The organism is Nonomuraea fuscirosea, assembly GCF_003001935.1.
GTDB lineage: Bacteria > Actinomycetota > Actinomycetes > Streptosporangiales > Streptosporangiaceae > Nonomuraea > Nonomuraea fuscirosea.
The window spans coordinates 473,450-488,356 of the sequence record NZ_PVNG01000003.1; the positions used below are offsets into that span (position 1 = coordinate 473,450).

At 71.1% G+C, this 14,907-nt stretch carries 14 protein-coding genes, 1 other RNA gene and 1 pseudogene; 14 read left to right on the forward strand and 2 right to left on the reverse strand.

Translation table 11 applies throughout. From position 1 onward, the window contains the following. Window positions 1–8 precede the first annotated feature (8 nt). The 12 genes and pseudogenes from B0I32_RS09200 to B0I32_RS61610 form a co-directional block, all read left to right on the forward strand. A complete protein-coding gene (locus B0I32_RS09200; RefSeq protein WP_106236736.1) occupies window positions 9–1,865 on the forward strand; it encodes a penicillin-binding transpeptidase domain-containing protein in 1,857 nt (618 codons plus the stop codon). 308 nt (window positions 1,866–2,173) lie between these two features. Continuing rightward, window positions 2,174–2,557, forward strand: a transfer-messenger RNA (tmRNA) gene (ssrA, locus tag B0I32_RS09205). Window positions 2,558–2,730: 173 nt separating this feature from the next. Further along, window positions 2,731–2,958 carry a thioviridamide family RiPP peptide gene (tvaA, locus tag B0I32_RS09210; protein ID WP_181307181.1) on the forward strand — a complete coding sequence of 76 codons (228 nt, stop codon included), beginning with the start codon at window positions 2,731–2,733 and terminating at the stop codon, window positions 2,956–2,958. Further along, on the forward strand, window positions 2,959–4,056 hold the full coding sequence (locus B0I32_RS09215; protein WP_106236740.1) for a phosphotransferase family protein: 1,098 nt from the start codon (window positions 2,959–2,961) through the stop codon (window positions 4,054–4,056). It abuts the gene before it with no gap. Further along, window positions 4,053–5,069, forward strand: coding sequence for a T3SS effector HopA1 family protein (locus B0I32_RS09220; RefSeq protein WP_106236741.1), 1,017 nt, complete (start codon window positions 4,053–4,055; stop codon window positions 5,067–5,069). The genes B0I32_RS09215 and B0I32_RS09220 overlap by 4 nt, the downstream gene beginning before the upstream one ends. Window positions 5,070–5,215: 146 nt before the next feature. After that, entirely contained in the window at window positions 5,216–6,040 is an 825-nt protein-coding gene (locus tag B0I32_RS09225; RefSeq protein ID WP_146178096.1) for a phosphotransferase, read from the forward strand. Continuing rightward, window positions 6,037–6,897 carry a flavoprotein gene (locus B0I32_RS09230; protein ID WP_106236745.1) on the forward strand — a complete coding sequence of 287 codons (861 nt, stop codon included), beginning with the start codon at window positions 6,037–6,039 and terminating at the stop codon, window positions 6,895–6,897. The genes B0I32_RS09225 and B0I32_RS09230 overlap by 4 nt, the downstream gene beginning before the upstream one ends. Continuing rightward, window positions 6,894–8,114, forward strand: a complete 1,221-nt coding sequence (locus B0I32_RS09235; protein ID WP_106236747.1) for a 50S ribosomal protein L11 methyltransferase — start codon at window positions 6,894–6,896, stop codon at window positions 8,112–8,114. The genes B0I32_RS09230 and B0I32_RS09235 overlap by 4 nt, the downstream gene beginning before the upstream one ends. Beyond that, window positions 8,111–9,460 (forward strand): YcaO-like family protein, encoded by a 1,350-nt coding sequence (locus B0I32_RS09240; RefSeq protein WP_106236748.1) that lies wholly within the window; start codon window positions 8,111–8,113, stop codon window positions 9,458–9,460. The genes B0I32_RS09235 and B0I32_RS09240 overlap by 4 nt, the downstream gene beginning before the upstream one ends. A 26-nt stretch (window positions 9,461–9,486) precedes the next feature. Next, window positions 9,487–10,134: a TfuA-like protein gene (locus B0I32_RS09245; RefSeq protein WP_106236750.1), complete on the forward strand. Its 648-nt coding sequence runs from the start codon at window positions 9,487–9,489 to the stop codon at window positions 10,132–10,134. After that, complete coding sequence (locus B0I32_RS09250) at window positions 10,131–11,012, forward strand: phytanoyl-CoA dioxygenase family protein (RefSeq protein WP_106236751.1); 882 nt, start codon at window positions 10,131–10,133, stop codon at window positions 11,010–11,012. The genes B0I32_RS09245 and B0I32_RS09250 overlap by 4 nt, the downstream gene beginning before the upstream one ends. Before the next feature lie 185 nt (window positions 11,013–11,197). Next, window positions 11,198–11,737 (forward strand): annotated as a pseudogene (locus tag B0I32_RS61610) (hypothetical protein); the annotation flags it as partial. A gap of 168 nt (window positions 11,738–11,905) precedes the next feature. Here B0I32_RS61610 and B0I32_RS09255 read toward each other — a convergent pair. Next, entirely contained in the window at window positions 11,906–12,745 is an 840-nt protein-coding gene (locus B0I32_RS09255) for an AfsR/SARP family transcriptional regulator (RefSeq protein WP_181307182.1), read from the reverse strand. Window positions 12,746–13,000: 255 nt separating this feature from the next. Next, window positions 13,001–13,126 carry a PIN domain-containing protein gene (locus tag B0I32_RS60860; RefSeq protein ID WP_281262580.1) on the reverse strand — a complete coding sequence of 42 codons (126 nt, stop codon included), beginning with the start codon at window positions 13,124–13,126 and terminating at the stop codon, window positions 13,001–13,003. A 242-nt stretch (window positions 13,127–13,368) separates the two neighbouring features. On the opposite strand from B0I32_RS60860, the gene B0I32_RS09265 reads away from it, so the two are divergent. Continuing rightward, window positions 13,369–14,292: a hypothetical protein gene (locus B0I32_RS09265; protein WP_146178098.1), complete on the forward strand. Its 924-nt coding sequence runs from the start codon at window positions 13,369–13,371 to the stop codon at window positions 14,290–14,292. Continuing rightward, complete coding sequence (locus B0I32_RS09270; protein ID WP_106236757.1) at window positions 14,289–14,903, forward strand: hypothetical protein; 615 nt, start codon at window positions 14,289–14,291, stop codon at window positions 14,901–14,903. Before B0I32_RS09265 ends, B0I32_RS09270 begins: the two co-directional genes overlap by 4 nt. The last annotated feature ends 4 nt before the right edge of the window (window positions 14,904–14,907 follow it).

A 14,907-nucleotide genomic window follows, 5' to 3' on the forward strand; every position in this document is an offset into this window, starting at 1 on the left:
CGCAACCGATGAGACGCGCCCGCCGCACCCTGGCCGCGACCGTCACCCTGGCGGTCGCGAGCACCACACTGACCGGCTGCTTCGAGGAGCCCTCGCCGCACGACGCGGTGCGTGACTTCCTCGTGGGCTGGCAGACCGAGGACTACGAGCTGGCCGCCGGCCGCACCGACGGCGACCCGGCGAAAGTGCGCAAGGCGCTGGCCGACACCAAGCTGGAGCTCGACGCGGCCTCGTTCCGCTTCAAGATCACCAGCTTGGGCGTCGAGGGCGAGGAGTCCAAGGCCAACTTCCACGCCGAGGTCGACCTCGGCGAGAACAACCCCCTGTGGGAGTACGACGGGGTGCTGCCGCTGCACCTGGTCGACGGGATGTGGCGGGTGCGCTGGTCGCCGTCCGTGCTGCATCCGCAGCTCAAGGAGGGCCAGCGCTTCGCGGTCGACACCGAGCCCAACGCGCGCATGCCGGTCGTCGACCGGGCGAACGACCCGCTGCAGAGCGACACCATCCTCTACGTCGCCGGCGTCTACCCGGCCAAGCTGGGCGACCGGGCGGAAGAGGTGGTCGCGCGGCTGTCCGAGGTCACCGGCTACGCCCAGGACCGGCTGCTCAGCCGGGTCAGGTCGTCGCCGCCCGAGAAATTCGTGCAGCTGGTGACGTTCGGGCGCTCGCGCTACCAGTCGATGCGGGCGAAGCTCGACGCCATCGCCGGGATCGTGGTCCAGCCGCAGGACCAGCCGGTCAACCCCGATCCGCCCCGGCAGATCGTGGGCAGCGTCAGCGCGCTCACCCCCGAGACCGAGCAGAAGCTGGGCGGCCCGCAGCGGGCCGGCGACTCGGTCGGCAAGAGCGGCCTGCAGCAGGCCTACCAGAACTACCTGACCGGCTCCACCGAGACCAAGGTCATCACCCTCGACCTCAAGACCGGCAAGGAGGTCGCCCAGCTCAAGGAGTGGCCCGGCCGCCAGAACGTCTCGGTGAAGACCACGATCGACCGGGCCGCGCAGCAGGCGGCCGAGCAGGCGGTGGCCGACACGGAGACGAGCGCGCTGGTCGCGGTGCAGCGCACCACCGGTGAGATCCTCGCGGTCGGCACCAAGGGCCTGCACCAGGAGCGTGACGCGCTGGCCGGCAAGTTCCCGGCCGGCACGGCGTTCTCCATCGTGGCCGCGGACGCGCTGCTCAAGGCCGGCGTCAGCCCCAAGCAGCGGCTGGCCTGCCCGCAGGAGCGCACGGTGGGCGGGGCCAAGTTCGTGCACGTCGGCCAGAACACCGGGGTCACGACGTCGGCCACGTTCCAGGAACACTTCGCCAAGGGCTGCGTGACCGCGCTGGCCTCCCTGGCCCGCCGCGTCACGGCCGGCGACCTCGACCGCAGCGCCCAGGACTTCGGCATCGGGCAGCCTTGGCGGCTGCCGCTGAAGTCGTTCAGCGGCGCCCGTCCCGCGCTGTCCAGCGACGCCGACAAGGCCAAGGCCATCGCGGGCCAGAACGTCCAGGTGAGCCCGCTCAGCATGGCCCTGGTGGCGGCCACGGTCGCCTCCGGCACCTGGCGGCCGCCCGTGCTGGTGACCGAGCCCAAGACGGCCGACCCGGCGGCCGAGCCGGTGCCGGCCACCCAGCCCGCGCCGATCCCGATGGACCCGAAGATCCGCGCGACGCTGACGACGATGATGCGGGCCGGGGCGGTCGGCACCCCTGCCCAGGCGGGCAAGGGCAAGGTCTACGGCGTCACGGCGTACGCGGGCGACCAGCAGACCTGGTTCGTCGGCTGGCAGGGCGACGTGGCCATCGCGGTGCTGGCGAAGAACTACAACGCCGGAGCCGTCGCGGGCAGCTTCTTCGCGGGCCTCGGCAGCTCTTCGTGAATTAGTCGCTACGCGGAGCAACCATTCGCGGGCCCGGTTGCGTCTTACCTGATGACTGGGCCCGCTCGGGGGGTTGCGGTTCCAGTCGCCGTGATGAGATCAGGACTTCATCTCGGGGGAAGTCCTGCCGTCCGGACCGGCTCGACCCTGCCGGTCGGCCCCCGGGAGCGTGTGCCTCTGTGCCGCGCTCCCGGGGGTTTCGCCATGAGGAATTAAGTTGGCGTTGAGGGCGTTGTCCCCTGTAGATTCGTGTTGCTCGCCGTGGAGTTCCGGAAGTTCGGGATCCAGGGCGTGTTGACAAGTGCACAGGGGGTGACTGGCTTCGACTTTGGCCTTGCAAGCCAGGTGAAGCGGGCCGAGGACTGCGGACATAACCTCGTTAATCCTGTGACCGCAAACAACAAGTGCCAATTCCAAGAGCACTGTGGCTGCCAGGGACTCCCTGGCGCTCGCTGCCTAAGTAGCGAAACCACTGTCAGCCCGGGAGTGCCTTCGGCCCGGGACCTGGCATCGCTAGAAGGCTCAACCGTTCGACCCGGCCACGGGGAAGATCGGGAAACTAAACAGTGGCTGAGCCCGTCGGCGACTCGCCTGCGTGATCGCCGGGGCTGAGAAAAGCACAGCAGGCTGCGCCCGGAGAAGCCCTGACTTGGGGTTGAAGGACGCGGGTTCGATTCCCGCCACCTCCACCATCACAGACCGCCATCCACCTGCGGAGACATCGCAGGTAGGTGGCGGTTTCGTGTTTTTCGGGGGCACTCGCGAGGGTGGTCCGCACGCCATGCGTTCGGCATGCGCTCCGTGGCCAGACTGGAGCCGTTCACTGTTCCTCCGCATCGAGCGGATGCCGAGCCATGGAGTAGCCATGACAGCGATCGTGCCCGAGCACAATCTCGACGAGATCGTCGCGCAGATCCGCGCCGAGGAGTCGGCCGCGGACTTCGACACCTCCGAAACCGCGTTCAGCGAACTGGCCGGGGTCTCCCCGGAGGACCTGCAGCAGTTCCTGGAGGAGCAGGTCGGGCTGTCTCCCGACGAGGGCATCCAGGGCAGCTTCACCGGCATCATCGTCACCGCCGGGGTGCACTGCTAGATGGTCCCGCACTCAGGGGCTGACGAGCTCCTGCGCGCCCGGACGCTGGGTTTCCACATCCCGCGTCCGGGCCGGCGCAGCGCGCCCCGCCGGACGCAGCAGTTCGACCACCGCGGCGCGGAGCTCGCCCCGGTCTTCACGGCGCTGGGCATCGATCTGGATCGGGTGGTCCGGGTCAGTCAGCGCGTCTCGCGCCGGCTCGTGCTGATGGTCGAACTCGCCGACGGAAGCGCCCTGCTCCTGAAGTGGCCCGACACCGACACCGAGCACGACCACGACTACGAGTACGTGATGCTGAGCCTGATCGACCGGCTCGATCTGCCGGCCGGGACCCGGGCCGCGCTGCCGCGCCTGCTCGCCGCCGACCGCCGGAGCGGGACCATCGCCCTGGACGTGATGCGGGACTGCGTACGCCTGAGCGACGTGATCAGGCAGACCCACGTGGTGGACACCGTGTACCTGGTCCATCTGGCCGCGGCGATGGCGGGGCTGCACCGCACGCCGATCGAGGAGGCGTACGCCGAGTATCCCGACTGGCTGCTGCGTCCGCCGGTGCCGAAGTCGACGATCCCCACGCCGTACGAGTTCGCCCACGGCTGCGGCGTCGACTTCGACGTGTACCTGCGGACGATGCAGGAGCTCCAGCGGGACTTCGTGGAGATCCACGCCGGCTGGCGGCCGGACAGCCTGATCCACTTCGACCTGCGTGACGACAACGTCCTGCTGGCCAGGGACCCGCGGGCGGCCGCGCCCGTCCGCGTCATCGACTGGGAGGCCGCCGGGTTCGGCGACCCGTACTTCGACCTCGGCACGCTGGTGGGCCAGTTCCTCACCGCGGCCCTGCGCCGCCACGGCGACCCGGACGGACCCCGCGCGGCGCGGCAGAACATCCGCGCCTTCCTGCTCGCCTACCGGCGGCTGGCCGAGCCGGAGCAGGCGCACGAGGAGCGGATCTTCCGGTACGCGGGCATCCTCCTGCTGGTCCAGGCGGCGAGCCGGCTGCACCTCCTGGGCGCTCTCGGCCGGATCGGCCATCTCTGCCTGCTCTACGGAAAGCAGCTCATCCAGAACCCCGTTCCGGAGGCGATCCTGCGATGACGGACGAGACGGACAACCCCTATCTCCGCTTCTTCCGTCAGATAGCGGAGGAAGCGGTGATCCAGGACGCCTCCACCTTCACCCACCCGCGGTTCGGAACCCTGGAGCCGCCCCGCGACATGGCCGCCGGCGACGGTCACCCGGTCGTCACCTACCTGGCGAAGCTCATCTATCTGTCGTACTACGCGGGGGACGACGCGGCCGCGCGGATCCTCATGGACGGCGGCAAGGCCGTCGCCACCATCCCCGACTACGAGGACTACGCCTTCAGCGAGCAGCTGCACGGGCACAACACCGGACGCGGACATCTCACCCCCGGCTGGCGGATCACCGGGCGCGACGGGCAGAGCTTCCTGGTGCACGCGGAGGGCATCACGCTCAGCGCCACCCTGGGGGAGCTCGTCGCGACCGGACCGGACGGTGAGCTGACGGTGGGCGCGCCGGTGTCGGTGCGTTTCCCGCCGAGCATGCGGTACGCCATGCTCGGCTGGTACCTGGCGGTCGGGGATCAGGGCGTGGCCGAACGCGAGGACGGCCTGGTCCGCGTCTACTTCAGCCTGGACGGGCACCTCGGCGCCCCCGTCCTGATGAAGACGGTCACCTCGACGCTCAATGCGCTGGAGCTCCCCTTCCAGTTCAAGATGGCCAACCACCCGGCCGCCTACCACCGGCGCGACGCCGGAGTGCTCTTCCTGAGCGCGGAGGCGTGGTCGCGCCACCGGACGACCCTGCTGGAGATGTGCGCGGAGGCACGCGCCGTCCTGCGCGACGACTACCCGAGGCTGGCGCTGCCGCTGGCGTTCGGGGTCTCCTTCGCCGTCGAGCCCCGGGTCCCCGGACGCCTGCTGAGCTTCGGCGAACACCGCTGCCTGCTCGTCGCCGAGGCGCTGGCCGAGGCGCACGAGCGGGGGGTGGATGACGCGGCCGGCCGGCTGGCCGCCATCCGCGACCGCTACGCGCGCGAGGGACTGAGCCTGGAGGCGCCGTACGCCGAGCCGGTGCCGGTGTCATGAGCGGGACGACGGACGCCGCCGGCCTTGCGGAAGGTGGCACCGGCCGGACCGCTGGCCTTGCGGAAGGTGGCACCGGCCGGACCACCGGTCTCGCGGGAGGCGGCACCGGCCGCACGTCCCCGGCCGCCGATGGTCTGGTGCGCAGCATGGACGGGCCGTTCGTGCTCCGGGTCTGCGTACGCACCCCGTCCGGTTACCGCTGGGCGGAACAGGACAAGCGGCGGAACCCGTGCTACCTGGACGCGGGCCGGCTCGACGCGCTGCGTGCCGTGTTGCCCCAGGACGCCGCCGTGCTCGCCGCCGTCCCCACCCTCTCCGCCTCCGGCCTGGCCACGTGGCCCACGCTGCCCACCCCCGCGCTGCTCTGCGACCGGGCGTACGTCGCCGGGCGCGGCGATTTCGAACGCGTCTGCCGGGCGTTGGGCGGGTTCCTCGCCCTGCTGCACGCCGCGCCGCCGGCCGACCTGCCTCGCCGGTCCGCCCCGGCCTGGCTGCCTGAGGGATCGTGGGCGGCCTGGGCGGTCGAGACCGTACGGCGCCGGCTGCCGGGCGGACGGCTCGCCCGCGCCGCGGCGGCCGTCACCCCGTTCACCGGTTACCCCGTGGTCGTGCACGGGCGGTTCTCGACCGGTGTGTGCGCCGACACGGACCGGCCGGCGGTGCTCGGCTGGCGGGAGGCGGGGCTCGGCGACCCCCTGCGTGACCTGGCCTTCTTCCTGGCCGAGCTGGTCGAGGCGGCCGCGCTCATCGAGTCGGCGGACGATCCGGCGGCGACGGCGTTCCTCGACGGGTACGGCGCGGTGGCCGATGCCGACCGGCTGGTGGGTCTCGTCGCCGATCGGTTGCTGGAGCACTGCGCCCAGAGCATGGTGTGGCGGCCCGCGGGTCACGCCGTCGGGGGCGACCCGGAGGTGGCGCTGCCGCGGCTGGAGGCGTACTGGCGGAGGTTCGCGACGGCGGTGACGGCGTGACGCGGCCTCCGACCGAGCACGGGCCCGAGACCCAGACCGAGGTTGAGGCCGAGACCCAGACCCAGACCCAGGTTGAGGCCGAGGCCGGGGCCGAGACTGAGACCGAGGTCCAGCCCGAGCCCGAGCCCGAGCCCGAGCCCGAGCCCGAGTCCGAGTCCGAGTCCGACGCCGACGCCCGGACGCACCTCGACCTGAGCGGGGTGCGGTTGCTGGTCTGCGTCTCCGGCTCGGTCGCGGCGCTGGCGGTGCCGCACATCCTGCTCTGGCTGACGGGCCGGCTCAGGCTGAGCCGGATCAGGGTGCTGCTGACGCCGATGGCGCTGCGGCTGGTCACCAAGGACTCGTTCCGGCGGGTCGTCGGCTGCGAGGTGATGTGCGACTGGGACGACCTCCCCCTGGAGGACCGCTCCCACGTGTCCGTCGCCCGGTGGGCGCAGGTGGCCCTGGTGCTGCCGGCTACCGCGGACCTGGTCGGCAAGCTCGCCCACGGCATCGCGGACGACCTCGTCAGCTCCACGCTCATGGCCGTGTCATGCCCCACCGTCGTCGTGCCCTCCACCAGCGAGACGACCTGGAACAAGCCGGTCATGCGGCGCAACGTCGCACAACTCAGAGCCGACGGCCTCGAAGTGGTGGAGCCGCGCACGGGTCACTCGCTCGCCACCGACGCGGACGAGAAGGGGTCGATGGGCGACTACCTGCCGCCGCTGATCGCCGCGCTGGCCCACGCCGCGGGCCGTCCGGCGCCCGTTCCGTCCGCGGCCGGATCGTCCGCGGCCGGATCGTCCGCGGCCGGATCGTCCACGTCCGCCTCCGCCGCGGACACCGCAAGCAGTGAGAGCAGGAGGAACCTGTGACCCTGACGCCCGACGTGACGCTGCGTCGCGTCCCCGAACTGCTGGTCGAGGTGGAGAGCTCCCATCGGGTGCGGGTGCACCACGACCGGCGGATCTGGGAGTTCGGCCCGCACGCGCTGTCTCTCCTCGACGTGTTCTACGAGCCCGTGACCGTCGCCGAGGCCCTCCAGCGTCTTCGCCCGCGGCTCAAGGGCAGGCGAGCCGTCGACGAGCTGCTCACGACGCTCACCACCATGGCCGGGGCCGGACTGCTCACCCCCGACCCGGCCGAGGGCCACTCGGAGCTGATGTTCCCCATCGGCGGGTACGGACAGACGTACCTGGATGTCACGATGCTTGAAGACCCCGTGCGCAAGCCGCTGTTCCTCAAGGCCATCGACGAGGTGGTCGGCCCGGACGACGTGGTCCTGGACCTCGGCACCGGCTGCGGTGTCCTGGCCGTCGCGGCGGCCCGCGCCGGCGCCCGGCACGTGTACGCGGTCGAGCCCGCGCGCACCGGCGACATCGCCGCCCGCGTGGTCGAGCGCAACGGCTTCGCCGACCGGGTCACGATCGTGCGCGGCTGGTCCAGCACCACCGAACTGCCCGAGAAGGCGACCGTGCTGACCACCGACATCATCGGCAACGACGGCCTGGACATGGTCATCTGGGAGAACCTCCAGGACGCGCGGCGGCGCCTGCTCAGCGACGACGCCCGCCTGATTCCCGGCTCGCTGCGCGCCAGGATCTACCTCGCCCACATGCCGGACGGCTTCCGCTCCCGGCACCGGATCCTGCCCGCGCACATCGCGCGCTGGCAGAGCCGCTACGGCATCGACTTCGCGCCGATGCTGGAGGGCAACCTCTCCCGCTCCGCGGGCTTCTACGAACGGCCCGAGCACGTGCGGGACTGGGAGCCGCTCTCGGAGCCCGTGCCCCTGTTCACGGTCGACCTGCACCAGGACGTACGGCACTTCGAGAACGAGGTGAGCGTGCCCGTCACCAGGGCGGGCCTGTGCAACACCGCGCTCGTCTACTTCGAGGCGCAGCTCGGTCCCACCACCGTGCTCTCCACGGCTCCCTGGGACGGCGGCGAGAAGAGCCACTGGTACTGCGCCGGCTGGGCCTTCCCCGAGGAGGTCAAGGTCGCGCCGGGGGACATGATCACGCTGAGCTACCGGTACGAGGGCGACGGCCGGGCCCGTGTCGAACTCGTCCAGAAAGACGAGGAATCATGAAGCTGCGCACCCACGTGCCCAAGGTCAACGGCCATGGCGTGCACCGGGAGATCACCGCCGAGGAGACCTGGTCGCGGGTGGAGCCGCATCTGCTGCGGGCGGGCATCACCCGGGTCGCCGACATCACCTGGCTGGACCGGATCGGCATCCCCGTCTACAACGCGATCTCCCCGCGTTCCAACGACATCATCTCCGTCTACAACGGCAAGGGCATGACCCCGTTGCAGGCCAAGACCTCGGCCGTGATGGAGGCCATGGAGCGCTTCTCCGCGTGGCTGCCCCGCATGCCCGCCGTCATCGCCTCCTACCGGGAGTTACGCGCCGAGGGGCGGAGCGCGATGCACCCCGCCGAGTACCTGCTGGAGCCGGCCCCGCACTATTCCGACGACCTGCCCATCTCCTGGGCGCAGGGTCACGACCTGCTCTCCGGCGAACCGGTCCTGGTTCCCCAGGACGCGGCCGGCTACGTGGCGAAATATCACGAGGCGCCCTGCTACCGCATCACCACCACCAACGGGCTCGCCTCCGGCAACAGCCTGGAGGAGGCGGTGTGCCACGCGCTGTGCGAGGTGATCGAGCGCGACGCCATCACCATCTCCGAGCTGCTGAGCACGAAGCTCGGCCGGGTGCTGGAGGGGGACGACCGCTCGGAGCACACGTCCGCGATCACCGGCTGGCTCAAGGAGCAGCACCCGCACGTGGACATCGGCACGCTGCCGCCGCGCGCGAAGGACCTGGTCGCCCGGGTCCACGAGGCGCGGCTGGAGATGCGGGTCGTCCAGCTGACCAACGACATCGGCGTGCCCACCTTCGCGGCGGCGACCACCGAGGCGCTGACGGCCACCTCGGCGCACAACCACGCCGGCTTCGGCACCCACCCCGACGCCGAGGTCGCGATCGTGCGGGCGATCAGCGAGTGCGCCCAGGGACGCGCGGTGGACATCCAGGCCATGCGGGAGGACATCTCCCTGCCGGGCACGAAGGTGCCCAAGCACATGCTGCACGTGCACCGGTCGGCGACCGTGGACGAGAACGGCTGGCTCTGGAAACCGTCCGGCAAGATCCTCGACGCCCGGGAGATCCCCTCCTACCGGCACGGGGACGTGATGGACGACGTGCGCTTCATGCTCGACCGGCTCCGGGCGATCGGGATGACCCGGGCCATCGTGGTCGACCTGTCCCCGCCGCAGATCCCGGTCTCCGTGGTCCGGCTGCTGGTGCCGGGGCTGGAGTCCTGGGGCGTCGACCACAGCAGGCTCGGCCGCCGGGCCGCCACCGCGTGGAACCGTGCCGTCCGCACGGCCGCCGAGCTCGACCGCCGGCTGTCCCTCGCCGAGGCGGGCTGACCGCCATGACCGCAGAGAGGAATGTCATGCGCGCAGCGGTCTTTCTCGGGCCCAGCCTGAGCCCGGCCCTCGCGTCGAAGGAGCTCGACGCGGAGTACCTGCCGCCGATCCAGCGCGGCGACATCGACGCCCTGCTGAGCCGGCCCGTGCCGCCCGAAGTGATCGGCATCGTGGACGGCCGGTTCCTGTCGTCGCTCTCGATCTCGCCGAAGGAGGTTCTCTCCGCCGTCGACGAGGGCGTACGCGTCTACGGATCGTCCAGCATGGGCGCCCTGCGCGCCGCGGAGTGCGCTCCCTGGGGCATGATCGGCGTCGGCAGGATCTACCAGGCGTACGCGTCCGGGGCCGTCGACGCGGACGATGAGGTGGCGATCGTCTACGACGAGGAGACCGGGACGGCCGCGTCCGATCCCATGATCAATCTTCGCTTCGCCGTCGCCGCGGCGGTGGAACGCGGGCTGGTCACGGCCGGGACGGGAGCGGTCTTCGTCGACGCGGCGAAGAAGCTGTACTTCCCCGACCGCACCGTGCGCAACGTGCTGCGGGTCGTCGAGCCCGCCCTGCCCGCCGGCGAGCACGAGGCGCTCACCCGGTTCTTCGCCATCGAGGCGCCCGACACCAAGGCCGACGACGCCCGGCTGCTGCTCGGCGCGATCAGGGAGTACCTGGGATGAGCGGCCACCCCGCGCCGCGACAGGACCGGCTCGCCCGCTTCCAGGCCGACGGATTCCTCTTCCCCGTCGAACTGCTGGAGCGTGCGGAGGCGCAGGAGTACGCCACCGCGCTCAGGACCTACCGCGAGATCACCCGGCGGGCCGGCGGGCTGCTGCGGCAGCGCTGGAACTATCCGAAGATCCACCTGCTCACGCGATGGGCCGACGCGCTGGTCCACCACGAGGCGGCGGTGGATCTCGCCGAGAGCCTGATCGGCCCCGATCTCCTGGTGTGGTCCACCAACATCTTCGAGCGGCCCGAGCACAGCCCTGCCCGCCTCGCCTGGCACCAGGACGCCCCGTACTACGGATGGGAGGGCTTCGAGGGCCGCGCGATCCGGGTCTGGATCGCTCTCACCCCCACGAGCAGGGCGAACGGCACGATGCTGTACTGCCGCGGATCGCACGCGGGCGGGCTGGTGCCGCACGGCTTCACCGGCTCCTCGATGGGCGATCTCCTCCAGGGCGAGCGGGCCGCGTACGAGATCGCGCAGGAGGACGTCCTCAGCGTGGACCTCGAACCCGGGCAGTGCGCCGTGCACACCCCCGCCACCGTTCACAGCTCGGGACCCAGCACGGGCGAGACGGAGCGGCTCTGCTTCGCCGTCGACTACATCGATCCCGCCGTGCGGCCCCTCCACGGCGACGACAGCGCCCTGCTGGTGCGCGGCGAGGATCGTCACGGGCACTACGTCCCCGAGCGGCGTCCCGCCGCGGACTTCGCCCCCGAGGCGCTGCGCGCCTTTCGCGCCGCGGTGCGGATGCGGGACGCCCGGCTGGTCGCGGTCATGCGCGAAGCTCATGCCGGGCGGGACGCGCGGGCCGGGCAGGCCGGGTGACCGGCTGGCAGGTCGCGGTCAAGGGCGGATTCCGCGCCACGGGGACCGGGCTGGCACCGCCGTGGTCGGAGCGCGGCCCGACGGGGGCGGGGCTCCCACCGGCGACGCCTCCCGTCGAGCGGTGCTTCCCCGCCGTCATCGACCAGGGCGAACAGCCGTTGTGCACCTCCGCGGTGGTCACCGCCATGGCCTCCTACTACGCGCGGCGGGCCGAGGGGCGGGAGTTCGAGCCTTCGCTGCTCTTCAACTACCGCCTCTCCCGCGGGCTCGGCGGGGATCCCGACCGCGACGGCTCGCACATCCTCTTCAGCCTCGCCGCCTGGGCCCGCTACGGCCTGGCCGACGAGGCGAGCTGGCCGCTGGACCTGAGCCGGGTCAACGACGACCCGCCCGAGGAGGTGTACCCGTCGAGCGCGCCGCGGCTGCAGTTCCGGCGGCTCGCGGGTGACGCGGGTGACACGGGTGACACGGCCCGGCGGGAAAGGCTCCTCACGCTGCTGAAGGAGCCGCTCGCGGTGGGCGTTCCCGTCGTCTTCGAGGTTCCGCTGCACCTCTCGACGGCCGGGTCGTTCGCCGACGGGATCTTCCCGGTCCCGCGTGCCGGGGAAGCGCTCCTCGGCGCGCACGTGGTGCTGCTCGTCGGCTATGACGACCACCGGCTGTGCGGGCCCGGGCTCACCGGCGCGTTCCGGGTGCGCAACAGCTGGGGGCCGGGGTGGGGTGAGGACGGCTACGGGTGGCTGCCGTTCGCGTTCGTCCGTCAAGGGCCGGTCCGCGACAGCTGGCTGGCGGTCGAGCCGGGCTGGGTGACCGCGCGGACCGGCGGCCCGGCCGGTGATCGCGTACCGGCGCCGGGCGGACCGGCTCCCTCGTCGGAGGCGGGTCACGACCGGTCATCGGACCGTGAGGGAGTCCCGCTCCGGCCAGATGACGCCACGCGCCCCGGCGTCGTCGCGGTCCAGGACGGCGCGGTGCAGCCGGTTCAGCTCCTCGCTCGGCTCCACTCCCAGTTCCTTGGCCAGGATGTCACGCAGCTCCCGGTAGGTGCGCAGGGCCTTCTCGACGTCCCCGGAGCGGTGGAAGGCGTAGATCAACTGTGCCCAGGCGCCCTCCCGGTAGGGGTGGTCGGCCAGCAGGGCCCGCAATTCGGGGATGACGAGCCGGTGCTCCCCGCGCTGCAGCCGGACCGCGGTCAGATCCTCGTACGTGATCAACCGCAGGTCGTTGAACGCGTCGAGCTGGGCGAGCAGCCGGCCGGAACCGGCGACGTCACAACCGCCGGCCGGCCCGTGCCACAGCTCTAGGGCCAGCTTCAGCAGGTGGACGGCCGACTCGGCGTCGTCGTCGCGCCGCATGGCCTGCGCACGGGCGATCAGCCGAAGGAAGACGTCGGCGTCCAGCTCCATCTCCCCGACGCGCAGCAGGTACGCGCCGCCTCCGCCCTGTTCGCCGCTGCCTTTCCGCGACTCCAGCCGGACCCGCGATGGATCCACCGCGTTGAGGCAGCGACGCAGCCGGGAGGCATAGGTGCGCAGGTTGGAACGGTATCCGGCCGGCGGCTCGTCCCAGAGCAGCCCGGCCAGCGTGGTGTGGGCCACGAACCTGTTGGGCCGCAGCAGCAGGGCGGCCAGCAGCCCGCGTACCCGATGCTCGGAAAGCTGCTCGTCGGCCGTCTTCCGCGCGGCCTCCTGCCGGGTCAGCACGCCGACGGGGCCCAGGATCGTGAATATCACGGTGTGATCCGCGCGGGCGTCGCGGGCCGACGCGGAGATCCGACGGATAAGGCCTTCGTCGCCAGGAGACACCTCTGCTTTTCTCGGCATTCCCATGTCCCGGCCGGGATCGCGGCGGATCGCCCCCGCACCGACGTTTCCTGGGGAGCATATGATCGTCCACCCGGGCGCACTATCCGAAGAGCGCCCACGCGCATTCGCTTGCCGGACACCTCGCCGGCGGCGGTCAGGCGCGGCTCGCCGTCATCAGCGGCATCAGACGTCGGTGACCAGCTCGGTGGCGGCGATCAGCAGGTCAGCTGGACCGGCTGACCTGTGCTGCCCGGTATCGGTGAGCAACTGCTGAACCTCTGTGGCACGGTCCCAGGCGTGTTCGCTCATCGGTACCCAGCCGAATCTTCTCCAGGTGGTCCGCCGGCGATCTCGCGGAGACATCTCTGGTAGATGTCTCGGATATCTGAAGGCGTTCGAGGTTGTCTCGGTCGGCCGTGCTCGTGCGGCGGTGCGAGGGGTGTGGTGGCTGGGGGAGAATAGGTCACAGAACTGCCACTCCGTAACCAAATATTGCTGTACGTGTGCTTAGGTGTTCCCCTGACAAGTCGTGTGCGGAGTGGGGTTGAAGGGTGTCAAGGTTCGACTGGCGTCACTCGGTGTTCGCACCGGTGGTGGGCCTGCTGGTGTCCGCTGTACTCATGGTGGCGGGAGCGGTCAAGGCGCTGCTGGAGGTGGTGGGCGCCACCACGGCCCCGGCGGCGGCGGAGCTCGTGGTCACGCTCGTCATCGCGGTGTTCCTGATCACGGTGCTCAGGATCGCCAGGGCCGTACCGGACATCCGGCGGGAGGCTGAGGCCACCGAGCGGGCCAGGACCAACATCGGGTCCGTGAAACCGAACGAGGACACGCTGGTGGCCCGGCGGCTCAAGCTCTTCAAAGAGGCGGCCGAGGCCGGGAACGACTGCGAGTCCGTGCTGAGCGCACGCTCCGCGCTGGACGAGAGCGAGATGAGCAACAAGCACCACATCGACCACGCGCTCATCTGGGCCCTGCCGGTCTTCGGGTTCATCGGCACCGCGCTGACCATGGCCGCGATGGTGAGCTCGTTCTCCAACGCCCTGGACAGCCGGGGCGACCCCGGTGTGCTGATCACCGCGCTCAAGCAGCACGTGCTGCCCGAGCTGGCGTCGGCGTTCGGCGTCACCATGATCGCGCTGTTCCTGAGCGTGCTCGCGTTCGGGGCGATGGCCCTGGTCGAGCGGGCCGAGCGGGCCTCGGTGGTGGAGGCCGACGAGGTCTTCCTGATCTACATCGCGCGCCTGCCCGCCAAGCAGACCGGCCCCGCGCTGCAGGGGCTGACGCGCGAGCTGTCCCACATCCAGGGGCTGGCCAGGGAGATGGGCCACATGCAGGGGCTCACGCAGGAGCTGGCGATGTCCAGGGGCGGGACCGAGGAACTGATCAAGGGCATGGACGCGCTGCGTACGGCGGTCGAGCGGCTGAGCGCCGCCGAGACCCGGCCGCAGAAGTACACGCTGGTGAGGGAACCGTGAGAAGGCGGCCGCCCAGGTCCTTCGCGCCGCCGCTCGACCTGCGCTTCATCGACCTGTTCATGGCCATCGTGCTGGCACTGTCGTTCGTGGCGATCATGCTCACCGTGGTGGCCCGCATGCTGCCCACGGAGGACGCCACGCCGCCCTCCCGGCCGCAGAAGAGCGTGGCGCAGCTGGAACGGGAGCTCGACGCCGCCGTACAGGCCCAGCGCCAGGCCGAGGCCGAGCTGCGCACCACGCGCGAGCAGATCGCCGAGCAGAACGCCTTCGCCCTGCCGTGGTGGCTGATCGGGTTCTGCGCCCTGCTCGGCGTGCTGACCGTGTTCATGAACTGGCGGGTCCGGCTGTGGAACAACGGCAACCTGCCCCGGCTGCGCAGCTGGCTGCTGGTCACCTTCGTGGTGGCGGTGGTCACGGTGGTGATCAGGTCGCTGAGCGACGGCCAGGGGTATCTGCTGCTCGCCGAGATCCCCTGGTGGGCGGCCGACATCCTGTGCCTCGGGCTGCTGCTGGTCGCACACGTGCTCATCTCCGACATCCGGGACAGGAACGCCGCGCTGGGCGCCATCAGGAAGCGGCCGGCCCGCGAGCCCGTACCCGAGCGTCGGTGACGTA